General features: G+C 60.5%; 24 protein-coding genes and 1 other RNA gene. 10 read left to right on the plus strand and 15 right to left on the minus strand.

What is annotated here, in order from left to right; all coding sequences use genetic code 11:
* The first annotated feature begins 319 nt into the window (after positions 1-319).
* Positions 320-1309: a taurine ABC transporter substrate-binding protein gene (gene tauA / locus AC3Y64_RS26810; RefSeq protein WP_489988033.1), complete on the plus strand. Its 990-nt coding sequence runs from the start codon at positions 320-322 to the stop codon at positions 1307-1309.
* Positions 1310-1435: 126 nt separating this feature from the next.
* Here the strand turns inward: tauA and argA are convergent, their stop codons facing one another.
* Together argA and argE are read right to left on the minus strand one after the other, a co-directional pair.
* Positions 1436-2734: an amino-acid N-acetyltransferase gene (argA, locus tag AC3Y64_RS26815; protein WP_064389470.1), complete on the minus strand. Its 1299-nt coding sequence runs from the start codon at positions 2732-2734 to the stop codon at positions 1436-1438.
* Between the two features lie 264 nt (positions 2735-2998).
* Positions 2999-4153: an acetylornithine deacetylase gene (gene argE, locus AC3Y64_RS26820; protein ID WP_489985803.1), complete on the minus strand. Its 1155-nt coding sequence runs from the start codon at positions 4151-4153 to the stop codon at positions 2999-3001.
* 155 nt (positions 4154-4308) lie between these two features.
* On the opposite strand from argE, the gene AC3Y64_RS26825 reads away from it, so the two are divergent.
* Positions 4309-5679 (plus strand): CYTH domain-containing protein, encoded by a 1371-nt coding sequence (locus AC3Y64_RS26825; RefSeq protein ID WP_489985804.1) that lies wholly within the window; start codon positions 4309-4311, stop codon positions 5677-5679.
* Between the two features lie 112 nt (positions 5680-5791).
* Here the strand turns inward: AC3Y64_RS26825 and AC3Y64_RS26830 are convergent, their stop codons facing one another.
* Entirely contained in the window at positions 5792-6262 is a 471-nt protein-coding gene (locus AC3Y64_RS26830; RefSeq protein WP_457465566.1) for an Lrp/AsnC family transcriptional regulator, read from the minus strand.
* Positions 6263-6388: 126 nt separating this feature from the next.
* Between AC3Y64_RS26830 and AC3Y64_RS26835 the strand changes: the two genes are divergently transcribed.
* From AC3Y64_RS26835 to AC3Y64_RS26845, 3 genes are all read left to right on the plus strand, one after another.
* Complete coding sequence (locus AC3Y64_RS26835) at positions 6389-6727, plus strand: ACT-like domain-containing protein (protein WP_489985805.1); 339 nt, start codon at positions 6389-6391, stop codon at positions 6725-6727.
* A gap of 92 nt (positions 6728-6819) precedes the next feature.
* Positions 6820-8604, plus strand: a complete 1785-nt coding sequence (gene tfpB / locus AC3Y64_RS26840; RefSeq protein ID WP_489985806.1) for a type IV pilus assembly ATPase TfpB — start codon at positions 6820-6822, stop codon at positions 8602-8604.
* 66 nt (positions 8605-8670) lie between these two features.
* Positions 8671-8991, plus strand: coding sequence for a DUF2388 domain-containing protein (locus AC3Y64_RS26845; protein WP_171057234.1), 321 nt, complete (start codon positions 8671-8673; stop codon positions 8989-8991).
* A gap of 177 nt (positions 8992-9168) precedes the next feature.
* Here the strand turns inward: AC3Y64_RS26845 and gcvP are convergent, their stop codons facing one another.
* The 10 genes from gcvP to AC3Y64_RS26895 form a co-directional block, all read right to left on the minus strand.
* The gene (gene gcvP / locus AC3Y64_RS26850; protein WP_489985807.1) at positions 9169-12042 is read right to left on the minus strand and encodes an aminomethyl-transferring glycine dehydrogenase; all 2874 of its coding nucleotides are present in this window, start codon (positions 12040-12042) and stop codon (positions 9169-9171) included.
* Between the two features lie 249 nt (positions 12043-12291).
* Positions 12292-12675, minus strand: coding sequence for a glycine cleavage system protein GcvH (gene gcvH / locus AC3Y64_RS26855; RefSeq protein ID WP_095049398.1), 384 nt, complete (start codon positions 12673-12675; stop codon positions 12292-12294).
* A gap of 49 nt (positions 12676-12724) precedes the next feature.
* Positions 12725-13807 carry a glycine cleavage system aminomethyltransferase GcvT gene (gene gcvT / locus AC3Y64_RS26860; protein WP_489985808.1) on the minus strand — a complete coding sequence of 361 codons (1083 nt, stop codon included), beginning with the start codon at positions 13805-13807 and terminating at the stop codon, positions 12725-12727.
* A gap of 155 nt (positions 13808-13962) precedes the next feature.
* Positions 13963-15579: an ABC transporter permease gene (locus tag AC3Y64_RS26865; protein ID WP_489985809.1), complete on the minus strand. Its 1617-nt coding sequence runs from the start codon at positions 15577-15579 to the stop codon at positions 13963-13965.
* A 160-nt stretch (positions 15580-15739) separates the two neighbouring features.
* A complete protein-coding gene (locus AC3Y64_RS26870; protein WP_158832160.1) occupies positions 15740-16744 on the minus strand; it encodes an extracellular solute-binding protein in 1005 nt (334 codons plus the stop codon).
* A 246-nt stretch (positions 16745-16990) separates the two neighbouring features.
* Positions 16991-18208: a 2-octaprenyl-3-methyl-6-methoxy-1,4-benzoquinol hydroxylase gene (locus AC3Y64_RS26875; RefSeq protein WP_489988034.1), complete on the minus strand. Its 1218-nt coding sequence runs from the start codon at positions 18206-18208 to the stop codon at positions 16991-16993.
* 9 nt (positions 18209-18217) lie between these two features.
* Positions 18218-18703: a DUF4442 domain-containing protein gene (locus AC3Y64_RS26880; RefSeq protein WP_158954985.1), complete on the minus strand. Its 486-nt coding sequence runs from the start codon at positions 18701-18703 to the stop codon at positions 18218-18220.
* Positions 18696-19883 carry a 2-octaprenyl-6-methoxyphenyl hydroxylase gene (ubiH, locus tag AC3Y64_RS26885; protein ID WP_489985810.1) on the minus strand — a complete coding sequence of 396 codons (1188 nt, stop codon included), beginning with the start codon at positions 19881-19883 and terminating at the stop codon, positions 18696-18698. Before ubiH ends, AC3Y64_RS26880 begins: the two co-directional genes overlap by 8 nt.
* Positions 19880-21214, minus strand: a complete 1335-nt coding sequence (gene pepP / locus AC3Y64_RS26890) for a Xaa-Pro aminopeptidase (protein ID WP_489985811.1) — start codon at positions 21212-21214, stop codon at positions 19880-19882. The genes ubiH and pepP overlap by 4 nt, the downstream gene beginning before the upstream one ends.
* 27 nt (positions 21215-21241) lie before the next feature.
* On the minus strand, positions 21242-21802 hold the full coding sequence (locus tag AC3Y64_RS26895) for a YecA/YgfB family protein (protein WP_007911199.1): 561 nt from the start codon (positions 21800-21802) through the stop codon (positions 21242-21244).
* 130 nt (positions 21803-21932) lie between these two features.
* On the opposite strand from AC3Y64_RS26895, the gene AC3Y64_RS26900 reads away from it, so the two are divergent.
* The 4 genes from AC3Y64_RS26900 (at position 21933) to AC3Y64_RS26915 (ending at position 23350) form a co-directional block, all read left to right on the plus strand.
* Positions 21933-22142, plus strand: a complete 210-nt coding sequence (locus AC3Y64_RS26900) for a TIGR02449 family protein (protein WP_007911197.1) — start codon at positions 21933-21935, stop codon at positions 22140-22142.
* Positions 22139-22456 carry a cell division protein ZapA gene (locus tag AC3Y64_RS26905; RefSeq protein ID WP_008081434.1) on the plus strand — a complete coding sequence of 106 codons (318 nt, stop codon included), beginning with the start codon at positions 22139-22141 and terminating at the stop codon, positions 22454-22456. The genes AC3Y64_RS26900 and AC3Y64_RS26905 overlap by 4 nt, the downstream gene beginning before the upstream one ends.
* Positions 22457-22486: 30 nt before the next feature.
* A non-coding RNA gene (gene ssrS, locus AC3Y64_RS26910) (6S RNA) lies at positions 22487-22665 on the plus strand.
* Positions 22666-22744: 79 nt separating this feature from the next.
* Complete coding sequence (locus tag AC3Y64_RS26915) at positions 22745-23350, plus strand: 5-formyltetrahydrofolate cyclo-ligase (protein ID WP_489985812.1); 606 nt, start codon at positions 22745-22747, stop codon at positions 23348-23350.
* A gap of 36 nt (positions 23351-23386) precedes the next feature.
* On the opposite strand, the gene AC3Y64_RS26920 is transcribed toward AC3Y64_RS26915, so the two are convergent.
* Positions 23387-23542: a hypothetical protein gene (locus AC3Y64_RS26920; RefSeq protein WP_163005287.1), complete on the minus strand. Its 156-nt coding sequence runs from the start codon at positions 23540-23542 to the stop codon at positions 23387-23389.
* 197 nt (positions 23543-23739) lie between these two features.
* On the opposite strand from AC3Y64_RS26920, the gene AC3Y64_RS26925 reads away from it, so the two are divergent.
* Entirely contained in the window at positions 23740-24192 is a 453-nt protein-coding gene (locus tag AC3Y64_RS26925) for an EVE domain-containing protein (protein WP_489985813.1), read from the plus strand.
* Positions 24193-24332: 140 nt separating this feature from the next.
* Here the strand turns inward: AC3Y64_RS26925 and AC3Y64_RS26930 are convergent, their stop codons facing one another.
* Complete coding sequence (locus AC3Y64_RS26930) at positions 24333-24740, minus strand: flagellar basal body-associated protein FliL (protein WP_489985814.1); 408 nt, start codon at positions 24738-24740, stop codon at positions 24333-24335.
* Positions 24741-24818 lie beyond the last annotated feature (78 nt).

Raw genomic sequence — 24818 nt, forward strand, 5'->3', positions numbered from 1 at the left:
CTGATGCCCTGGGTCCTAAGATGCGCGATTAGCGCCAGACCGTGACTGACAAGTCAATCGTAACTTTGTATGTCTACGACCAAGGTCTAATCGCAGTGATTGGGTCCCTGCACAGTACTGATTTCCTGTTAACCCCAAAAAGAATTATTTCATTCTTTTTAATACCATTCGGGCATATGGCCCAGTAATGGCCACCTGCAGCGGGATACAGGATATCGGCTACTAAGCTCATTCCTAAATGGTATTTGTTAGCCTTTTTTTAGATCGATTAGCTTTGCCGTATTCAAATCACGTCAAACCCTATCCAAAAGGCGACGCCATCATGGCCAAACGCGCACTATCCAGTCAATTTGTTACAGTTTGTGTGTCAGCAATATTTTCTTTTTCGGCCCACGCGGCCAACCTCACCATCGGTTATCAAACCGGTATTGACCCGAGCAAAGTGCCCCAGGCCGACGGTGTCTACGAGAAAACCATTGGCGAGAAGATCGACTGGCGCCGCTTCAACAGTGGCCCGGAAGTTGTGACAGCCATCGCATCGGGCGACGTGCAGATCGGCAATCTCGGCTCAAGTCCGTTAGCGGCGGCAGCTTCACGCAAGCTGCCGATCGTGGCGTTTATTGTCTCAGCGCAGATCAATGCCGCCGAAGCGCTGGTCGTGCGCAATGGCAGCGGTATCAATAGCCCGCAGGATCTGGTCGGCAAGACCATCGCCACACCGTTTGTATCCACCTCGCACTACAGCCTGCTCGGTGCGCTGAAGCACTGGGGCCTGGATGCCTCGAAAGTCAAAGTGGTGAACCTGCAACCAGCGGAAATCGCAGCGGCGTGGAAACGCGGTGACATTGATGGTGCTTTTGTCTGGTCGCCAGCGTTGGGTGAAATCCGCAAGACGGGCAAGACGTTGACGGACGCCGCTCAAGTCGGCCAGTGGGGTGCGCCGACGTTCGAAGTGTGGGTTGCGCGCAAGGACTTCGCCGAGAAGCATCCTGAAGTCGTGGCCAAGTTTGCCAAGGTTACGCTGGACTCATTCGCCGATTACGCGGCGCACAAAGACAGCTGGACGGCTGACTCTGTGCCTGTGCAAAAAATCGCCAAACTGACCGGAGCCAATGCGGCCGATGTGCCGGAGTTGCTCGCCGGTTCGGCCTTCCCGGATGCCAAGGCACAACAGACCACGGCGCTGCTGGACGGCGGCACGGCGAAGGCGATTGGTGAAACGGCGAAGTTTTTGAAGGAGCAAGGCAAGGTTGAGACGGTGCTGCCGGATTATTCGCCGTACGTCAGCGCGAAGTTCATCACTGAGTAACAGATCGTTCCCAAGCTCCGCGTGGGAATGCAGCCCGGGACGCTCCGCGTCCCATCAGGACGCCGAACGCAGAGCGTCCGTTGAGGCATTCCCACGCAGAGCGTGGGAACGATCGGATGAACCGTGTCAGAGGGTCTTTTCGAAAATCTTCGAATTACGCTGATAGTTGTACAGCGACGCGCGCGCCGCTGGCAGACGCTCAACGCTGCTCGGTTCGAACCCGCGCTCGCGGAACCAGTGCGCAGTCCGCGTGGTGAGAACGAACAAGGTCTTCAAACCCTGCGCCCGTGCACGGGTTTCGATGCGCTCCAGCAGTTCATCGCCGCGACCGCCATGACGGTACTCCGGATTCACCGCCAGGCACGCCAGCTCACCGGCATCCGAGTCGGCAATCTGATACAGCGCCGCACAGGCGATGATCATGCCTTCGCGCTCGACCACGCTGAACTGCTCGATCTCACGTTCCAGCACTTCGCGCGAACGACGCACCAGAATCCCCTGCTCTTCCAGCGGACTGATCAGATCAAGCAGGCCGCCAACGTCTTCAATCGCCGCCTCGCGCACCAGTTCGAATTGCTCTTGCGCCACCAGCGTACCGCCACCGTCACGGGTGAACAGCTCGGTCAGCAGCGCGCCGTCTTCGGCGTAACTGACGATATGACTGCGCGCTACGCCGCCACGGCAAGCTTCGGCCGCAGCATCCAGCAGTTCCGCCTGATAGTTGCTGCCCAGACGCTGCAAATGCGCCGGCACTTGTTGCGGACGCAGTTCGCGCACCAGTTTGCCGTTCTCATCGATCAGGCCGAGGTCGGCGCCGAACAGCAGCAGTTTGTCTGCGCCCAGGTCGATGGCAGCGCGGGTGGCGACGTCTTCGCAGGCAAGGTTGAAGATCTCACCGGTCGGCGAGTAGCCCAGCGGCGACAGCAGCACGATGGAGCGCTCGTCAAGCAAGCGGTTGATGCCCTTGCGGTCGACCCGACGCACTTCGCCGGTATGGTGATAGTCGACGCCTTCGAGCACGCCGATCGGCCGCGCTGTGACGAGGTTGCCGCTGGCCACACGCAGACGCGAGCCCTGCATCGGCGAGGAAGCCATGTCCATCGACAGCCGCGCTTCGATAGCGATACGCAACTGGCCGACGGCGTCGATCACGCATTCCAGGGTCGCGGCATCGGTGATGCGCATGCCGTGGTGGTAATGCGGGGTCAAGCCACGCGCAGCGAGGCGGGTTTCAATTTGCGGGCGCGAACCGTGCACCAGCACCAGGCGCACGCCGAGGCTGTGCAGCAAGACAATGTCGTGGACGATGTTGCCGAAATTCGGATGCTCAACGCCGTCGCCGGGCAGCATGACGACGAAGGTGCAGTCGCGGTGGGCATTGATGTAAGGGGATGCGTGGCGAAGCCAATTGACGTATTCGGGCATGTACCTGGGCCTGTAATAAATAGCAGCCGGAAAAAGGGCGAAACGGAAAACGCACAGCGGGCTGATGGTTATCGTCGGAACAGGCTTGGCGACACGCGCGCTCTCCTCATGGATACGGGTTGGGTTGCTGGCAATTTACAGCGTTCGGTCGGGCAAAACACAATCCCTGTGGGAGCGAGCTTGCTCGCGAAAGCGGTGTATCAGGCGACATCGAGGTGTCTGAAATGGCGCTTTCGCGAGCAGGCTCGCTCCCACATGGGCGGATCATCGTTCGTCAGCAGTCAGGCAATAATGTTCAATCAGTTGCCGTAATAGATGCACGGTAGGCTGCAAACGTGACATTTCAAGGTACTCGCCGGGCTGATGCGCACAGGCGATGTCGCCAGGGCCGAGCACGATGGTTTCGCAGCCGAGGCGCTGAAGATAAGGCGCTTCGGTGCCGAACGCTACTGCTTCGGCGCTGTGACCGGTGAGCTTTTCAGCGATGCGCACCAGTTCGGCATCTTCATCCTGCTCGAACGGCGGCACTTCCGGGAACAACGGCTTGTAGTCGATCTTCACCTGATGCCGCTCGGCGACCGGGTTGAGCTTGCGCAAAATCTCCGCGCGCAGGACTTTCGGGTCCATCCCCGGCAACGGCCGCAGGTCGAATTCCAGCGAACACTGGCCGCAGATGCGGTTCGGGTTGTCACCGCCATGGATGCAACCGAAGTTCATGGTCGGTTGCGGCACGCTGAATTGCGGGTTGTTGAATTCACGCTGCCACAGCAGTCGCAAACCGCGCAGTTCGCCAATCGCGTCGTGCATCGCTTCGAGGGCGCTATGACCCAGGCGCGGATCCGACGAATGGCCGCTCTGCCCGAGGATATCGATGCGCTCCATCATGATGCCTTTGTGCATACGGATCGGCTTGAGCCCGGTCGGCTCGCCGATCACCGCAGCGCGGCCCAATGGACGCCCGGCTTCGGCCAATGCACGGGCGCCGGACATCGAGCTTTCTTCATCGCAGGTGGCGAGGATCAGCAACGGTTGCTTGAACGGCTGTTCGAGCAGTGGCAACACCGCTTCGATGATCAGCGCAAAGAAGCCTTTCATGTCGCAACTGCCGAGGCCGACCCAGCGGCCATCGACTTCGGTGAGTTTCAGCGGATCGGTCTGCCACAACGCATCGTCGTACGGCACCGTGTCGCTGTGCCCGGCCAGCACCAGGCCGCCGGGGCCGCTGCCGAAACTGGCGAGCAAGTTGAATTTGCCGGGGCTGACTTGCTGGATATCGCAGCTGAAACCCAGATCGCCCAGCCAACCGGCGAGCAAATCGATCACCGCCCGATTGGACTGATCAAGGTTCGGTTGAGTGCAGCTGACCGACGGCGCGGCAATCAGCGCAGCGAACTGGTCTTGCATGGACGGCAAAGGCATCGCTGACTCCAACTCCCGATTTGAAGTCCATCATAGAGCCATCCGGCGTCAGGAATAAACCGCCGCAGGGCGTAGGACGAATCAGTCCTGTACACTGCACGGCCTTGGCAGCCACATATTCCCCGGCTGCGCTCCCGATCCTGGATTTTCCGGCCATGCAGAAAGAAACCGAAATCAAACTCCGCGTCAGCCGCGAAACCCTCGCCGCCCTGCGCGAGCACCCGTTACTGAAAAAACGCAACAAAAGTGGCTGGGAACGCCGTGAGTTGATGAACCAGTACTTCGACACCCCCGAGCGCGATCTGGCTCAGGCCAAAGTCGCCCTGCGCCTGCGCAAGGACGGTGACGAAGTGATTCAGACCCTCAAGACCCGTGGCCAGAGCGTCGCCGGTCTGTCCGAGCGCAATGAATACGACTGGAAGTTGCCGAAAGCCAAGCTCGACGTGAAGAAGCTCGACGGCGAATGCTGGCCCGAGTCGCTGGCCGAGCTGGACAAGAAAACCCTCAAGCCGATCTTCACCACCGATTTCGTCCGCGAACGCGCCGAAATCGCCTGGGGCCGTGGCAAGAGCAAAGTGGTTATCGAAGCCGCGCTGGATCTCGGCCACGTTGTGGTCGGTAAACAGAAAGAAGAAATCTGCGAGCTGGAACTGGAACTGCGTGAAGGCGAACCTGCCGCGCTGCTGGAACTGGCTGCCGAATTGGCCGAAACCCTGGCGCTGATGCCGTGCGACATCAGCAAGGCTGAGCGCGGCTATCGTCTGTACGACGCCAACAGCTACTCGCTGAGCCTGCCGGCGCCGGAGCTGACCGCAGAAACTCAACTCGACGACGCTTTCGCCGCACTGAGCTGGCACTTGCTCGGCAGCAGTCAGCGTCTGGCTGAACAGTACCGTTTCAACGGCCACTGGCGCCTGTTGCTCGACTGGGTCGAAAACCTCGCGGAAATGCGCGCCCTGCTCAGCAGCCTCGGCCAGGCCGCACCGCGTCAGTCGACCCACGACTTGCGCGTTGCTCTGGATGCGTTGCTGGAAGACTGGCGCCCGCTGGTACAGGCCGGTATCGAAGACGAAGACGTGCGCAAAGCTGCGCCGGAGCAGTTCCTCGAAGAACTCGAAGACCCGCGCTGGGGCTTGTTCTCGCTGACCACTTCGCGCTGGTTGCTGGCGCGCACCTGGACCGCCGAGCGCAACGTGCGTGGCAACCGTCAGGGCGGCGCGCAGCTGCACAGCTGGCTGCCGCGTACCTTGGGCGAAGAAGCCACGGCCCTGCAATTGCAGCGTTATCAGCAGCAGCCAGAAGATCTGGCCGAGCAACTGCCGCGCATCGAGCGCATCCAGGTCTGGCTGCACCACGCACGTAACGTGCTGGAAATCCCGGAAATGGATCGTCTGTACGGCGAGCTGAACAAACTGGCGCAACTGGCCAACGAGCCGACGATCACTGACGAACTGCTCGACGCACGCAAGCAGCAGGCGATTGCGGTTTACCAGAATCGCGCGTGGAAAATGCTTCTGCGCATGTAACACCGCCATCGCCAGCAGGGCTGGCTCCCACAGGGCTCAGTGTTGAAATGCAGATTGTGTTTCAACACAAAAACCTGTGGGAGCTGGCTTGCCAGCGATGACGCCAGCACCATCACCGCAATACAGGCAAGCTTGTGGTGGACTTGATCTCCGACAACGCCACAATCGAATTCACTTCCTGAATCCCCGGCACCAGCGACAGCTTCTCGAAGAAGAACCGCTCATACGCTTCAATGTCCGCCGCGACAATTCGCAACAGAAAATCCACCGCGCCCATCAGCACATAACACTCCAGCACCTCCGGAAACCCGCGAATCGCTTCGGTGAACTCAGTGAAGTTCGAACGCCCGTGGGCGTTGAGTTTGATCTCGGCAAAGATCTGCGTATTCAGGCCGATCTTCTTGCGATCAAGCAAAGTCACCTGACCGCGAATGATCCCCTCCTCCTTCATCCGCTGAATCCGCCGCCAGCACGGCGATTGCGACAAGCCCACCTGCTCGGCGATCTGCGCGCTCGACAGTGAAGCGTCCTCTTGCAGGAGGGCGAGAATCTTGCGGTCGTAGCCGTCCAGCTCGCTGTGCATAGAAAAGCCTCTAATGGAATATTCTGCGAATTGATTCAGTCGATAACTCGCCAATAACGCCGATCATAGCCAAGAAATACCCAGTACCGAATGTAAAAATTCCTCCAGAAATTTTGGAGACTCGCCATGCCGCACCTCGAAGCCGTGAACAGCGCCCCCACCCGCGTCGACGTCTGGAACGTCAGCAACGCCCACTGTCTGGCGCACTACCAGATCCTCGCCGAAGCCGAGCCGGACTTGCTGGTGCGGGTGCTCAACCTGTTCGCGCTGCAGTTCCTCACGCCCGAGCAGGTCAACGTGCAGCGGATGGACGACTTGATGTCGATCGACATCGTCATGGGCGGTTGCAGTTGGCATCGCGCGCAGGTGATCGCGGAAAAACTTCGTAACCTGATCAGCGTTTGCTCGGTGGATCTGCAAAACGCCGACAGCGCTTGGAATGCACCTGCGCAAGCGGCCGGCTGACAAATCCGGCAACGGCTTCGTCGGGTAGTGGCCCAACGGTCAGCGGGGCCGCGACTATCCTTTTGCGCACTGTCGCTCAAAAGGAAGCCTGCATGTCCGCTCAATTCGCCACTCAGGACCGCTGGCTGGAACTCAACGATGTGTTGCGTGAACTGGTCGCCCAAGGCTTTATCTGCCAGGACTCGGCAGAGCAGGCGCTGAATGCCCGCCGCCGACACGCCGCCCATGGCCAGATGCACCCGCTGGAATTCATCGCCATCCAGCAGCTCGACGACCTCAGCCGTCCGGGCAAACATCTCGACCTGGAAAGCCTGACCCTGTGGCTGGCGCAGCAGGCCGGCCAGCCGTATTTGCGCATCGACCCGTTGAAAATCAACGTCGCCGCGATCACCCCGCTGATGTCCTATGCCTTCGCGCAACGGCACAAAATTCTTGCTGTGGCCGTCGATCGCGACTCGGTGACCGTGGCCAGCGCCCAGCCTTACGTCACTGGTTGGGAAGCCGACCTGACTCACGTACTCAAGCTGCCGATCAAACGCGTAGTGGCCAACCCGGCGGACATCCAGCGCTTCAGCGTCGAGTTTTTCCGCCTGGCGAAATCGGTCAGCGGCGCCAGCAGTGCCGACGCCCAGGGCGGCAACCTCGGCAACTTCGAACAACTGCTCAACCTCGGCGCCAGCGATCAGGAGCCAGATGCCAACGATGCGCACATCGTCAATATCGTCGACTGGCTGTTCCAGTACGCCTTCCAGCAACGCGCCAGCGATATCCACATCGAACCACGGCGCGAACAAGGCACGGTACGTTTTCGCATCGACGGCGTGCTGCACAACGTCTATCAATTCCCGCCGCAGGTGACCATGGCGATTGTCAGTCGCCTGAAAAGCCTCGGCCGCATGAACGTCGCCGAAAAGCGCAAACCCCAGGATGGCCGGGTCAAGACCAAGACACCGGACGGCGGCGAAGTCGAACTGCGCCTGTCGACGTTGCCCACTGCGTTCGGCGAAAAAATGGTCATGCGGATTTTCGACCCGGAAGTGCTGCTCAAGGATTTCGATCAGTTGGGCTTCAGCGCCGACGATCTGAGGCGCTGGCAGGACATGACCCGCCAGCCCAACGGCATCATTCTGGTCACCGGGCCGACCGGTTCAGGCAAGACCACCACGCTGTACACCACGCTGAAAAAACTGGCGACGCCGGAGGTCAACCTCTGCACCATCGAAGACCCGATCGAAATGGTCGAACCGGCGTTCAACCAGATGCAGGTCCAGCACAACATCGACCTCAGCTTCGCCGCCGGTGTGCGTGCGCTGATGCGGCAAGACCCGGACATCATCATGATCGGTGAGATCCGCGATCTGGAAACCGCTGAAATGGCGATTCAGGCAGCGCTGACCGGGCACTTGGTGCTGTCGACTCTGCACACCAACGACGCGCCCAGTGCGATCAGTCGCCTGCTCGAACTCGGCGTGCCGCACTACCTGATCAAAGCCACCGTACTCGGGGTCATGGCCCAGCGTCTGGTGCGCACCTTGTGTCCGCACTGCAAGGCACCGCTGACACTGGAGGAGGAAGACTGGCAAACCCTGACCCGCCCGTGGCAAGCGCCGCTGCCGGGCAATGCGCAGCGGGCCATCGGTTGCGTCGAATGTCGCGACACCGGTTATCACGGCCGCGCCGGGGTCTACGAAATCATGCAACTGAGCGACAGCCTCAAAACGTTCATCACCCCGGACACCGATCTCACGGCAATCCGCCGTCAGGCGTTCAAGGAAGGGATGCGCAGCCTGCGCCTTTCCGGCGCGCAGAAAGTCGCGGCGGGACTGACTACCGTTGAGGAAGTGTTGCGGGTGACACCGCAGAGCGAGCTGAAATAGCCCATCACGGAACTGGATGAAGGAAAAGGCAATCCAACGCCGTAGTTAACCCCCAGGAGTCATCTCATCATGCGTCTCAAACTTGCTGTCGCCACCTTGGCCTTGCTGTCCCTTCCCGTTGGTTCGGCCATGGCGGACAGCTTTTGGCGTAACGTCATTTCGTCCGGCGCCACTACCGGTTCGACTTATCTGACTTTCAAGGATCACAAGCTGATCATCGCCGCACAGGACGATGCCGGCAGTTTCGTTGCCAGTGATGGCGGTATTCGCGGGCCGTATCTGGAAGCGGCGATGCAGAAAGTCCGCGCCGACAACCCGGGCCTGCAGGCGACTGATATGGAATTGGCGAACGCGATTCTGGCGAAGAACGCGGTGGCTTCCGAGTAACAAAAATGCCGCTCAATCGAGCGGCATTTTTTTGCCCGGATTTCTGCCTCACCCAATACCCCTGTGGGAGCTAGCCCTGCTGGCGATTGCGGTGAATCAGTCGATAAAGATGTCGACTGATTCACCGCAATCGCCAGCAGGGCTAGCTCCCACATTAGATCTTTGACCATCCGAAAGTCAGCGGTAATCATCCACCGGGACACAAGCGCAGAACAGGTTGCGATCGCCGTAAACGTTGTCCACCCGCTTCACCGCTGGCCAATACTTGTGCGCCTTGGTGTGCGCATCCGGGGTGATGCCTTGCTCGATGCTGTAGGGCCGCTCCCAAACGCCGGTGACATCCGCCAGCGTATGCGGTGCGCGCCTCAAAGGATTGTCCTCCGCCGGCCAGTCGCCATTCTGCACTTGGCTGATTTCTGCGCGAATGCTCAGCATCGCGCCGATAAAACGATCCAGCTCAGCCTTCGACTCACTCTCGGTCGGCTCGACCATCAACGTGCCTGGCACCGGGAATGACATGGTCGGCGCGTGGAAGCCGTAATCCATCAGACGCTTGGCGACGTCTTCTTCACTGATCCCGGTCTGCGCCTTCAATGGCCGCAAATCCAGAATGCACTCATGCGCGACCCGCCCGTTGCGCCCGGTGTACAGCACTGGGAACGCGCCGGATAAATGCTGCGCCAGGTAATTCGCCGCAAGAATCGCCACCTCGCTGGCGTCCGCCAGTTGCGGGCCCATCATGGCGATGTACATCCAGCTGATCGGCAGAATGCTCGCACTGCCCCACGGCGCCGCGCTGACTGCCGTGTTCTGCGGTTGCGGGCCGTCAATCGGCACCACCGGGTGATTGGCCACAAACGGCGCCAGATGCGCGCGCACGCCGATCGGTCCCATGCCCGGCCCACCGCCGCCATGGGGAATGCAGAAAGTCTTGTGCAAATTCATGTGCGAGACATCGGCGCCAATGTCCGCCGGCCGCGCCAGCCCGACCTGCGCGTTGAGGTTGGCGCCGTCCATGTACACCTGACCGCCGTGCTTGTGGATAACTTCGCAGATTTCGCTGATGCCCTCCTCGTACACGCCATGGGTCGACGGATAGGTCGCCATCAGACAGGAGAGCTTCGCCCCGGCCTCGGCAGCTTTGGCCTTGAGATCTTCAAGATCAACGTTACCGGCCTCGTCGCACTCGACGATCACCACCCGCAACCCGACCATTTGCGCCGAGGCCGGGTTGGTGCCGTGGGCCGACGACGGAATCAGGCACACATCACGCCCGCCCTGCTGGCGGCTCTCGTGATACTTGCGGATCGCCAGCAACCCGGCGTATTCACCCTGCGCACCGGAGTTGGGCTGCATGCAGATCGCGTCGAACCCGGTGATTGCGCACAGCCAGCGCTCGAGTTCTTCGATCATCAGCGTGTAACCGACAGCTTGTTCACGCGGCACAAACGGATGCAGGTTGGCGAACTGCGGCCAGGTGATCGGAATCATTTCGCTGGTGGCATTGAGTTTCATGGTGCACGAGCCCAGCGGGATCATCGACTGGTTGAGCGCCAGATCCTTGTTCTCCAGCTGCTTGAGATAGCGCAGCATCTCGGTTTCGCTGTGATGGGCGTTGAAGACCGGATGGCGCAGGTACGGTGTCTTGCGCTGGAGATTTTCCGGGATGCCTGAATCCAGTGCCTCCGCATCGAGATCATCGACGGTCAACCCGTGATCTGCCCCGAGCAGCACTTCGAACAATTTAGCCACGGTACTTTCATCGCTGGTTTCATCGAGACTCAGCCCCAACAGCCCGCGACCCGAAATCCTCAGGTTGATCTGCGCCGCCTGAGCGCTTTCGATGATCGCGGTTTGCACCCCGCCGACGTCCAGCGTCAGGGTGTCGAAAAACTGCGCGTTGAGCCGTTTGATGCCGTGACGCTCCAGCCCTGCCGCCAGAATGCAGGTCAGCCGATGCACGCGCAGGGCAATACGTTTCAGACCCTCCGGCCCGTGATAGACCGCATAGAAACTGGCGATATTGGCCAGCAGCACCTGCGCCGTGCAGATGTTCGAATTGGCCTTCTCGCGGCGGATATGTTGCTCGCGGGTTTGCAGGGCCATGCGTAACGCGACGTTGCCTCGGGCGTCCTTCGACACACCGATGATCCGCCCGGGAATCGCCCGTTTGTATTCCTCGCGGCTGGCAAAGAACGCCGCATGCGGGCCGCCATACCCCATCGGCACGCCAAAACGCTGGGACGAGCCGAACACTACATCGGCGCCCAGTTCGCCCGGCGGGGTCAGCAACAGCAAACTCAATAAATCGGTCGCGACACAGGCCAAGGCCTGCTGCGCGTGCAAGTGATCAATCAACGGTCGCAGATCACGAATCTCGCCGTGAGTGTCGGGATACTGCAGCAGCGCGCCGAATACCTGGTGCTGCTTCAAGTTTTCCACAGCGTCGATGATCAGTTGAAAGCCGAAGCCTTCGGCGCGGGTCTGCACCACGGAAATGGTCTGTGGATGACAGCTCTCGTCGACGAAGAACAGATTGCTCTTCGACTTCGCCACGCGCTTGGCCAGCGCCATGGCTTCGGCAGCGGCCGTGGCTTCATCGAGCAGCGAAGCGTTGGCCAGTTCAAGGCCGGTGAGGTCGATGGTCAGTTGCTGGAAATTCAGCAGCGCTTCGAGCCGGCCCTGGGCGATCTCCGGTTGATACGGCGTGTACGCGGTGTACCAGCCGGGATTTTCCAGCACATTACGCAGAATGACGGTCGGCGTCAGGGTGCCGTGGTAGCCCATGCCGATCAGGCTGGTCCAGACCTGATTCTGCTCGGCGTAACCACGCAGCTTGGCGAGTGCGGCTTGTTCATCCAGCGCCGGCGGCAGGTCGAGTGCGCAATTGAGGCGGATGCCCGGCGGCACGGTCTGCTCGATCAGTTCGGCCCGGCTACCGAGGCCCAGGCTGTCGAGCATCGCCTGCTGCTCAGCGGCATCGGGGCCGAGGTGGCGGCGCAGGAAGGCATCGGGATCGCGTAACTGGCTCAGGGACGGCAACTGGGACATGACGGGCTCTCTCTTGGCTGGCGCTCGGCGTCAATGCAACACGGTCAAAGCAGCATAGCAGCCGATGTGGCAACCCATTTTCAGTGCACCGCATCCCCCTGTAGGAGTGAGCCTGCTCGCGATAGCGGTGTGTCAGTAGCATTAATATGTCTGAAAGAACGCTATCGCGAGCAGGCTCACTCCTACAGAGGATTTGCATCGTCCACAAAAAAGCCCCGACAGGTCGGGGCTTTGGGTAATGCTTAGAGCTTACTCGCCGATGGCAGCCTTGTAAGCGCCGGCATCCAGCAGCTTGTCCAGCTCGGCCTTGTCGCTTGGCTTGAGCTTGAAGATCCACGCGCCGTACGGGTCGGAGTTCAGCAGCTCGGGCGAGCCACCCAGCTCTTCGTTGATCGCGATGACTTCACCGCTGATCGGCGAATAGATGTCGGAAGCGGCTTTCACCGACTCGACCACACCTGCCTGATCTTCAGCGGCGAACACTTTGCCCACTTCGGTCAGCTCGACGAACACCACGTCGCCCAGCGCTTCCTGGGCGTGATCGCTGATGCCCACGGTGACGGTGCCGTCGGCTTCCAGGCGGGCCCATTCATGACTTTCGGCGAAACGCAGTTCAGCGGGGATATTGCTCATCTTCGGTGTCCTCGGTAATCAGGTCAGCGGTCATGCCCGCCAAAAAAGGTTAGATCAAAGTTTTGCCATGGCGTACGAAGGTCGGTTTGACCACGCGTACCGGGTACCACTTGCCACGGATTTCCACTTCGGCGCGGTCGGCGGTGGCCATCGGAACACGCGCCAGGGCAATCGATTTGCTTAGCGTAGGGGAGAAACTACCACTGGTGATCTCTCCTTCGCCAACATCGGCGATACGAACCACTTGATGAGCGCGCAAAACACCGCGTTCCTCCAGCACCAGACCGACCAGTTTGTGCGCAACACCGGCGGCTTTTTCCGCCTCAACGGCAGCGCGGCCGATGAACTGGCGCGAGGCCGGTTCCCAGGCGATGCTCCAGGCCATGTTCGAGGCCAGCGGCGAAACGTCCTGATGAATATCCTGACCGTAGAGGTTCATCCCGGCTTCCACCCGCAGGGTGTCGCGGGCACCGAGGCCGATCGGCGAAATGCCGGCGCCGACCAGATCGTTGAAGAACCCCGGCGCCTGATTGGCCGGCAGACAGATTTCAAGACCGTCTTCACCGGTGTAACCGGTACGGGCAATGAACCAGTCGCCGTCGGTATAGCCTTCGAACGGTTTGAGGTGCTGAATCAGCGTGGCGCGGGACTGGGTCACCAGTTCGGCAATCTTGTGCCGGGCCTGCGGGCCTTGAATGGCGAGCATCGCCAGCTCGGAGCGCTCGTGCAGTTGCACGTCGTAATCGCCGCGCTGCGCGTTCATCCAGGCCAGATCCTGATCGCGGGTCGAGGCATTGAACACCAGACGATAAGCGTCGTCGAGGCGGTAGACGATCATGTCATCGACGATGCCGCCGCGCTCATTGAGCATGGTGCTGTACAACGCACGGCCGGGGCGGTGCAGGCGGTCGACATCATTGGCCAGCAAATGCTGGAGCCAGGCTTTGGACTGAGTGCCGGTGACATCGATCACAGTCATGTGAGAAACATCGAACACTCCGCAATCGCGGCGCACTTCGTGGTGTTCCTCGACCTGCGAGCCGTAATGCAGTGGCATGTCCCAACCGCCAAAATCGACCATCTTCGCGCCGAGGGCGAGATGCAGGTCATACAGAGGCGTACGCTGTCCCATGGGTTTCTCCTTCCGGGCGTGGCGAAGGTGCGGACAGTCGCTGCACGGGTGAAAGCCTTGAAATAGAAGGCTCTCAGCCGATTCCAGCGAACAGGTCTGTCAGACTAACCGCACCGAATGCCGCGCATTGTAGCCGCATGATTCAGGACTCACTACTAAGTGTTTCGGTGCGCCGAGCGACGGATCAGGCCGATGACCGGTAACAGTCCGACCAGAACCAGGGTCAACGCCGGCAATGACGCCCGTGCCCACTCGCCTTCGCTGGTCATTTCAAAGATGCGTACGGCCAGCGTGTCCCAGCCAAACGGGCGCATCAGCAGGGTCGCGGGCATTTCCTTGAGTACATCGACGAACACCAGCAGTGCCGCACTCAGTGTGCCGGGCAGCAGCAACGGCAGATACACTTTGAAAAACAGTCGCGGCCCACTGACACCCAGGCTACGTGCTGCTTCGGGCAAAGATGGCCGTATACGCGCCAGACTGTTTTCCAGCGGGCCGTATGCGACCGCGATAAAGCGCACCAGATACGCCATCAACAAGGCCGCCAGACTGCCCAACAGTAACGGTTTGCCCGCGCCACCGAGCCAGCCTGAAAGTGGAATCACCAGTTCGCGATCCAGGTAACTGAACGCCAGCATGATCGACACCGCCAACACAGAACCCGGCAAGGCGTAACCAAGATTGGCCAGACCAACGCCGGAGTTGATCGCCGGTGTCGGCGCCAACCGCCGGGCAAAGGCCAGCAGCAACGCAACACTGACGGTGATCAGCGCCGCCATGCCGCCCAAATACAAAGTGTGCAGGATCAGCCCGGCGTAACGCTCATCCAGATCGAAACGGCCGCGCTGCCAGAACCAGACGATCAATTGCAGCAGCGGAATGACGAAGGCGCAGGCAAACACCAGACCGCACCACGTTGTCGCCGCGAAGGCCTTGAGCCCATGCAAGTGATACAGCGCTTGCACCCGAGGGCGCTCGTTGCTTGCCCGATTCGCCCCGCGCGCACGACGTTCGCCATACAGCACCAGCATCACCACCAGCAGCAACAGGCTGGCCAGTTGCGCCGCGCTCGACAGGCTGAAGAAGCCGTACCAGGTTTTGTAGATGGCAGTGGTGAAGGTGTCGAAGTTGAACACCGACACCGCGCCGAAATCGGCCAAGGTTTCCATCAGCGCCAGCGCCACGCCCGCGCCGATGGCCGGGCGCGCCATCGGCAACGCCACCCGCCAGAACGCTTGCCATGGTGACTGGCCAAGCACCCGTGCGGCTTCCATCAGGCCTTTGCCCTGAGCGAGAAACGCGGTGCGCGCCAGCAGGTAAACGTAGGGATAGAAGACCAGCACCAGCACGATGATCACCCCGCCGGTGGAGCGCACCCGAGGCAGGCGCAGGCCTGTGCCAAACCATTCACGCAGCAGGGTTTGCACCGGGCCGGCGAAGTCGAGCAAGCCAACGAAGACGAAGGCCAGGACGTACGCGGGGATGGCGAAGGGCAGCATCAGCGCCCAGTCGAGCCAGCGTCGACCGGGGAATTCGCAGAGACTGGTCAGCCAGGCCAGGCTGACGCCGAGCAGCGTCACACCGACACCAACGCCGAACACCAGCGTCAGCGTGTTGCCGAGCAGGCGCGGCATCTGGGTTTGCCACAGATGCGACCAGATTTGTTGATCGATGGTCTGCCAGGACAGCAGCAGAACGCTCAGGGGCAGCAGCACCAGCGCGGCAATGGCGAAGACGATGGGGTACCAGCGGCGTTGGGCGGGGTGGGCCAAGGAAACAGTCTCGTTCAAATGATTGTGCCCACGCTCTGCGTGGGCACACATCCTGTGACGCTCTGCGTCACGCTGTCGGCGGCACGACGCAGAGCGTCGATGGATGCATTCCCACGCAGAGCGTGGGAACGATCATCTTTTGATCTTTACAACAGCAGACTCAATTCCAACCCGCCCGATCCATCATGCGGATCGCCTCAGCCTGACGTTTACCCGCCACTTCCACCGGCAAGGTGTCAGCAACGAACTTGCCCCACGCCGCCACTTCTTCCGAGGGCGCCACCGCCGGGTTGGCCGGGAATTCCTGGTTCACGTCAGCAAAGATCTTCTGCGCTTCAGGTGTAGTCATCCACTCGACCAACGCCTTGGCCGCTTCCGGATGCGGCGCGTGCTTGGTCAGACCGATGCCCGACAGGTTCACGTGTACACCGCGATCCGCCTGGTTCGGCCAGAACAGTTTCACCGGCAGCTCCGGTTTCTGCTTGTGCAGGCGACCGTAGTAGTAAGTGTTGACGATGCCAACGTCGCACTGGCCGGCGTTGATCGCTTCGAGCACAGCGACGTCATCCGAGAACACATCGGTGGACAGGTTGTTGACCCAACCCTTGAGGATTTCCTCGGTCTTGGCCGCGCCGTGGACTTCGATCATGGTTGCGGTCAGCGACTGGTTGTAGACCTTCTTCGCCGTACGCAGGCACAGGCGCCCTTCCCAGTTCTTGTCAGCGAGTGCTTCGTAAGTGGTCAGTTCGCCCGGCTTCACCCGTTCGGTGGAGTAGGCGATGGTCCGCGCGCGCAGGCTGAGGCCAGTCCAGGCGTGGGTGGACGAGCGATATTGCAGGGGAATGTTGGCGTCGATGGTTTTTGAAGTGAACGGCTGGAGGATGCCCATTTGCTCGGCTTGCCAGAGGTTGCCGGCGTCGACGGTGAGCAGCAGGTCGGCGGTGGCGTTCTCACCTTCGGCCTTGATGCGCTGCATCAGCGGCGCTTCCTTGTCGGTGATGAATTTGATCTTCACCCCGGTCTTGGCGGTGTAGGCATCGAAGACCGGTTTGATCAGCTCATCGATGCGCGACGAGTAAACCACCACCTCATCAGCGGCCTGGGCCGTCGTGCTGCCGATCAGGGTCAGGGCCAGTGCGGTCAGAAGACGCTTGGGTGCCAACATGGGAGTGGTCTCTCGGTCGGAAAATGTGGGCCAAATGATAAGGACTCACATTTACCACCTCAATCGAACTCTTTTTGAAGGAGTTACCAGATGTTGCACAGCGTTATTTTTGTGCTGGGTTTGCCGACGCCATCGCTGGCAAGCCAGCTCCCACAAGGTTTTCGGTGTGTCCAATATTGATGTTTCACACCGACCACTGTGGGAGCGGGCTTGCCCGCGATGAGGTCAGCAGCAACAACGAAAATCTCAGGGTTTGGCCAGGGCCGGAAGGTCCCCGGTCAACCCGAGGGCTTCGCGCACAAACAATGCCTTCGCCTCCGGCATCTGCTCCACCAACTTCAACCCGGCATTCCTTAACCAGCGCACCGGCAACGGATCCGCCTGGAACAACCGCTCAAACCCTTCCATCGCCGCCATCAGTGCGAGGTTGTGCGGCATGCGCCGACGCTCGTAGCGGCTCAACACCTTCACATCGGCCAAACGCTCACCGCGTTCCGCCGCCTGCAACAGCACTTCGGCCAGCACCGCCGCATCGAGGAAACCAAGGTTCACACCCTGCCCCGCCAATGGGTGGATGGTGTGCGCCGCGTCGCCGATCAACGCGAGTCCTTCGGCGACATAACGCTTGGCATGACGCTGACGCAGCGGCACGCACAGACGCGGATCGGCACTGATCACTTCGCCGAGGCGACCTTCAAAGGCACGCTCCAGCTCACGGCAGAAATCCGCTTCCTCCAGCGCCATCAAGCGCTCGGCTTCACTCGGCGTGGTCGACCAGACGATCGAACACCAATCCTGCTGCCCGTCACGCTCCAGCGGCAGAAACGCCAGCGGCCCGTGATCGGTGAAGCGCTGCCACGCGGTCATCTGGTGCGGCTTGCTGCTGCGCACGCTGGTGACGATGGCGTGGTGCATGTAATCCCACTCGCGGGTGGCCATGCCGGTGAGACGGCGCACGGCCGAGTTGGCGCCGTCAGCGGCAATCACCAGCGGAGCGCGTAGCTGACGACCATCGGCCAGCGTCAGCAGCCAGTCATCGCCCGAACGGCGCATCTGTTCCAGCCGCGCATTGGCGAGCATGCCCAGATCGCAATCGTGCAAGCGATCGAGCAAGGCATCCTGCACCACGCGATTTTCAACGATATGGCCGAGCACTTCGGCGTGCACGCTGCTCGCCGAGAAATGAATCTGCCCGGTGCCGCTGCCGTCCCAGACGTGCATGTCGGTGTACGGGCTGCTGCGGCGTTTAGCGATGCCGTCCCAGACGCCGAGGCGTTCGAGAATCCGCTGGCTCGCCGCTGACAACGCGCTCACACGCGGCTCAAACGCGGCTTCGGCGTCGAAGGGTTTAACGCTCAGCAGGCTGCCATCGAGCAGCAGGACTTCCAGCCCGCTGTCCTGTAACGCCAACGCCAGGGCGCTGCCGACCATTCCGGCTCCGACAATCAGCAGATCTGCGCGCATTTCCATGCTTTAAGCCTGTCTCGCTTGCGGCTTGAGCCGCACGTAAAGGGTTTTCCCGACCCGCGCCACCAGATTGCCGGCGCCGTCATGAATGTCGACCTGCAACTGCGGCAGGTATTTCTCGCCATTGGCGGTCTGCCGGCGAATTTCGGCGAGCAAGGTCTCGTCGATGCTGAACCGGGCGAACACCGGGCCTTTGCCCGGCGCAATAAAATCGATGTCGGCGGCCTTGTCCCAGACGATGTATTTAGAACCAAGGTTTTCCATGAGCATCAGCATGAAGAACGGATCGACCATCGAGTACAGACTGCCGCCAAACTGCGTGCCGACGTAATTGCGGTTGTACCAGCCGAGGCCCATCGACACTTGCACGTCGCGGAAGTCATCGCTGATGTGCCGAACCCGTACACCAGCGCCGAGATACGGCGGGTAAAAGGTCATGACCCAGCGCATCAACCGCGCCTTGCCGAATTTTTTCGTCAACCACTTAAGCATCCGGACGCGTTCCCAAACCCATGGCCTGACGGGCAAACCAGCGCTTGGCCGGTGGCAACAGATCAAGACCGAGCAAACCGATGTTGCGCCCCAGCGAAACCAGCGGCTGCGTGCTGCCAAACAGGCGAGTGACCTGATCGGAGAAGCCGACGGTGAGATCCTGATCGAGACGTTGGCGCTCGCGATACGCCTGCAACGTGGCGAAGTCGCCCAGCGGTTTGTCGCTGGCCAGCAGTGCAGCGGCCAAGGCATCGGCATCGCGCAGCGAAAGGTTGAAACCTTGTCCGGCAATCGGGTGCAGGCTGTGCGCCGCGTTGCCGAGCACGGCCAGATGCGAGCGCACTTGTTCCTCGGCCTCGACCAGCGTCAGCGGATACAAATGCCGTGCGCCAACCTGTTTCAGCGTGCCGAGGCGGTAACCGAACACGCCCTGCAATTCGCTGAGGAAATCGCGCTCGCTCAAATCAGCCAAACGCTGCGCGTCCATGCCCAGTCGGGTCCAGACCAGGGCGCAGCGATTTTCCGGCAGCGGCAGCAGCGCCATCGGCCCTTCGTCAGTAAAGCGCTCGAAGGCCATGCCGTTGTGCGCTTCACTCGGGGTAATGTTGGCGATCAGCGCACTCTGATTGTAAGGACGCTTGCGCACGTTGATGCCCAACTGCTCGCGCAGCCCGGAGCGACCGCCATCGGCGAGTACCGCGAGGTCGCATTCAAAGGTGGTTTCATCGTTGAGGGTCAGGCGATAGCCATCGGGCAGCGGCTCCATGCGCGTGACTTCCGCCGGGCAGCGCCAGGTGATCACCTCTTTATCAAGGTGCTGCCACAGGCATTGGCCGAGCCAGGCGTTTTCCACCACGTAACCGAGTGCCGGCACGCCCTCTTCCATCGCCGACAAACGCGCAGTGGAGAAGCGGCCACGGTCGGAGACATGAATCTGTTTGATCGGCTCGGCGCGACGGGAGATTTCCTGCCACACGCCCAAGCGTTGATAAATCTGCCGCGAACCGAAGGACAGCGCCGACGAACGTGCGTCGTAGCTCGGCTGCCAACTGTCGCCGGGAGCGAACGGCTCGATCAGGACGATCTTCCAGCCACGGGCCTTGGCCCCGGCCTGCAAGGCCAACGCCAGACTGGCGCCGACCAGACCGCCACCGATGATTGCCAGATTGACTCGACTCATGCCGCGTGTGTCCTTGCTTGCGCCATCAGCGCTTCGATGTCGGCGACGCTTTTCGGTACGCCGGTGGTGAGGATTTCACAGCCCGTTTTGGTCACGACCACGTCGTCCTCGATGCGCACGCCAATGCCGCGCCATTTCTTCGCGACGTTTTGATTGTCCGGGGCGATGTAGATGCCCGGCTCCACGGTCAACGCCATGCCGACTTCCAGCACGCGCCATTCGCCGCCGACCTTGTACTCGCCGACGTCGTGTACATCCATGCCCAGCCAGTGACCGGCGCGGTGCATGTAAAACGCTTTATAGGCTTCGCTGGCGATCAATTCGTCGACCTCACCCTGCAGCAAACCGAGTTTCACCAACCCCGTGGTGATAACGCGAACCGTGGCTTCGTGCGCCTGATTCCAGTGCTTGTTCGGGGCGATTTCGGCGAACGCGGCTTCCTGCGAGGCCAGCACCAATTCGTAGATCGCCTTCTGCTCAGCGGAAAACTTGCCGTTGACCGGCCAGGTGCGGGTGATGTCGCTGGCGTAGCAGTCGATCTCGCAACCGGCGTCGATCAACACCAGATCGCCGTCCTTGAGCACCGCGTCATTCTGCTGGTAATGCAGGATGCAGCTGTTGCGCCCGGCGGCGACGATCGAACCGTAGGCCGGCATCTTCGCCCCGCCCTTGCGGAATTCGTAGTCGAGTTCGGCTTCAAGGCTGTACTCGTAGAGCCCGGCCCGACTCGCCTGCATCGCGCGGATGTGGGCTTGCGCCGAGATCCGTGCAGCTTCGCGCATCACCTTCACTTCTGCCGCCGATTTATACAGGCGCATGTCGTGAAGCAGATGATCCAGGGCAACGAATTCGTTCGGCGGCTGCGCGCCGAGGTGCGCCTTGGAGCGGATCACGTTGATCCAGTCCATCAGATGCCGGTCGAATTCGGGGTTGCTGCCCATCGCCGAATACACCCGGTCACGGCCTTCGATCAGGCCCGGGAGGATGTCGTCGATGTCGGTAATCGGGAAGGCGTCGTCGGCACCGAAGTCGCGGATCGCGCCTTCTTGCCCTGCACGCAAGCCGTCCCACAATTCGCGTTCGGCGTTGCGTTCACGGCAGAAAAGCACGTATTCGCCATGCTCGCGGCCGGGCATCAAAACGATGACGGCTTGCGGCTCGGGAAACCCGCTGAGGTATTGGAAATCGCTGTCCTGACGGTAGACGTGCTCGACGTCGCGGTTGCGAATAGCGACCGCGGCGGCGGGCAGGATCGCGATGCTGTTGGGTTCCATCTGCGCCATCAGGGCCTTGCGGCGACGGCTGTATTCCGCTTTCGGGATATGGGTCATGGGCAGATGGCTTTCCCTGGCACGCGATTAATGCAGCGACGGCTTGGCGGCTGGCGGCACGTCGGCTTTCTTGGTTTCCGAGAACAGCAGCAGCGGCGCGACGCGCAGGTACTCCATGACTTCCATGTAGTCGGTCTCGCCGTCTTCGGATTCTTCCAGGGCATCTTGCACTTGGGAAATGGCGGCCAGATCCTGCAGCACTTCAGTGGCTTCGGTGCTGAGCATGCTGCTGTCGCGGCAGTTCAGGCCAAACCCGCTGAGGAAGCCCTGGCACCATTCGCCCAGTGCAGCGGCGCGGTCGGCCAGTGGCGCATCATCAGTCGGCAGCAGCAGAACGACGGTGACGTCGTCGCCGGTCAGCTCGCCTTTGACCATCTCTTGCAGGCCGATCAGGGCGTTGCGGACGTTGTCCTGAATATCGCCTTCGAGCAGTTCGGCGGCGTCAATCAGCCAGCCTTCGTTATCGAAGCCGGCACCGGCGCAGCTGCGTCCGAGCAGCACGCCATGCAGTTCGGCAGGCGAGACGTTGTGGCCGCTGGAGGTCAGCAGGGTGGCAAAGGCTTGGTACGGGGAATTCGCAATGGTCATGGGCAGCTAGGCGCCAGACGGCGCTATGTCTAGAATGAAGGCCTTGTATCCTACATCGACAGACTCGCCAAGACTATTAAAGGCTGTCCGCCAGCTATCCCATCAGACAGACTCCAACTCAGTGGACACAATGGAAGACACCGACCTGCAAGCGCTGATGGCCAGACTCGAACTGCTGATTGGTCGAGTCGAGCAACTTAAGAGTCAAAACGCACTCTTACTAGCTCAGGAAAAAACCTGGCGCGAGGAACGCGCTCACCTCATTGAAAAAAACGAAATCGCCCGGCGTAAGGTCGAATCGATGATTTCGCGCCTCAAGGCCCTGGAGCAAGACTCATGAGTTCAAGCAATAGCGTCACCGTGCAGATCCTCGACAAAGAATATTCGATCATCTGCCCGCAGGAAGAACGCAGCAATCTGGTCAGCGCCGCGCGCTACCTGGATGGCAAGATGCGCGAGATCCGCAGCAGCGGCAAAGTCATCGGTGCCGACCGTATCGCCGTGATGGCCGCGCTGAACATCACCCACGACCTCTTGCACAAAGAAGAGCGCCCGGACATCCAGGCCAGCGGTTCGACCCGTGAACAGGTGCGCGACTTGCTCGATCGTGTCGATCTGGTGCTTGCCGACGATCAGACCAACACCAAGGGCTGATTCGACTGGCCGCTTGCGGTATACTCGCGGCACTCCCTGGGGTGCTTGCCAGTTGACGATGTCCCTGAGCCGATTCGCACTACCCTGGAAGTTGCACGTTGGGCTGGTGTGCATGTCCGCTAGACGGAAAGCCTTAAAGTCTACTGCATCTTCCACCTTGAACTTTCGGGTTCAAGGGCTAAGTTGACAGCGGTTCATCCGGGGAGCCTGATTCGAATCCGATGTCGGTGAAAACCGCCATCGGATTTTTTATGCGTACGTTTTCGTCCAACCTGCCGAAGCCGAACCATGACCGAACCCGCGCTGCTGCCCCGTCCGCAACTCCGCCGCCTGCTGCGCAAGGCACGCCGCTCGCTGAGCAAAAGCGAACAACGCCAGGCCGCCAAAGGCCTGTACCGGCAACTGGCGCAAGACCCGCATTTTCGCCGGGCGAAACATATCTCTCTGTACCTGCCCACCGACGGTGAAATCGATCCGCGCCTGCTGCTGCGCGAAGCACAGCGTCGGGGCAAAGCCACCTATCTGCCGGTGCTGAGTGCCTGGCCGCGAACCAAAATGGTCTTCCAACGGATTCGTCCCCGCGAGAAACTCAAACCCAATCGCTTCCGCATTCTCGAACCGCGCGCCAATCTGGCGCAGCAGCGCAAGGTCTGGGCGCTGGATCTGGTGTTGTTGCCATTGGTGGGGTTTGACGATGTCGGCGGGCGACTGGGGATGGGCGGCGGTTTCTATGATCGCAGTCTGGCGTATCTGGCGCGCCGTAAAAGCTGGCGCAAGCCGACGCTGCTGGGTCTGGCCCATGAATGTCAGAAGGTCGAACGCTTGGCGCAGGCAAGCTGGGATGTACCGTTACAGGGCACGGTCAGCGACAAGGCGTGGTATTTCGCGGGATAGGACGCCGCGCAGAACAGCGGCGTCTAAAGATCAGTTTCAGCGCTTGAACGCAGTCGACTGTTGTACTTGTTGCGCGATTTCAATCGGCGCATCGGCCTTGTTCGACCACAGGCTCTGTGCGTAACCGGTGGTCACGACGCCCAAGCCAAACAAAATTACCAAAGTCCATAGTAAATCCGGTTTGCGTTTCATCGATTGCCCCCCTCAAGGCACATCATCACGATGACAGCAGCGGTTTCCGTTCGTAGGCCGTGCAGCAGCGTCAAGCTTTAAAGGCCGGCATTTTGCGGCAACGTGAACCGCTGCGCAAACGCTGACGTCAACCGACCGTCGGTTTGTCATAAAATTGCCCGACAACCTGCCCAATGACCGTTTCAGGAGCACACGACATGGCCTATTGGCTGATGAAATCCGAACCCGACGAACTCTCGATCAAAGGTCTGGAAAAGCTCGGCAAAGCGCGCTGGGACGGGGTTCGCAACTATCAGGCGCGCAACTTTCTGCGGACGATGGCAGTGGGCGATGAGTTCTTTTTCTACCATTCCAGTTGCCCGGAGCCGGGAATCGCCGGAATCGGCAAAATAATCCAGGCGGCGTACCCGGATCCCACCGCACTGGAGCCGGAGAGTCATTACTTCGATCCCAAGGCTACCCCGGAGAAAAATGCCTGGAGTGCGATTGACGTGGAACACGTCGAGACGTTTGCGCGGGTGTTGAAGCTGGATTATCTGAAGCAGCAGGCGGCGTTGGCGGAGATGCCGTTAGTGCAGAAGGGGTCGAGGTTGTCGGTGATGCCGGTGACGGCTGAGCAATGGGCGGCGGTGCTTGCGCTCAAACCCTGATTCATTTGGCGCCTGCCAAAATGCAATCGCTGGCAAGCCAGCTCCCACAGGATTTGCGACGGAACACAATATTGTGATCGCCGCAGAACCTTGTGGGAGCTGGCTTGCCAGCGATGAGGCCGGCCCGGACAACTGAAGATTTATTGAATGATCAGGTTGTTGAACAACAAATCCTCAACCACCGGCTTGCCGGTCTCGTCATTCATCACTTGCTGAGTCTGCTTCAGCGCTTCCTGACGCAGCTTCTCTTTACCTTCGATGCTGGCCATCGCTTCAGAGGTCTGCTGGGTAAACAGCGCCACCAGTTGATTGCGAATCAACGGCTCGTTGGCCTTGACCAGTTTGGCCGATTCCTCGCCGGTGACGCGCAGCGCCACGTCAGCCTTGTAGACTTTGAGCTTCGGCGTGCCATCGAGCCCGTAATTACCCACGAACGGCGGGCTCAGGGTGATGTAGCTCACCTTTGGCGCTTCGCCTTCTTTGGCTTCTTCGGCCAGCGCTGCCACAGGCAGAGACAGGGCCAGCAACAACATGATCCACGCTTTCACAATTCGCTCCTTATCCGGTTTGCGGCCTAGCATAACGACCCGCCGCGCAAGCACAAGCTTATGGCTGACTATCAGGGC

The organism is Pseudomonas sp. 4CAES_32.4, assembly GCF_058136335.1.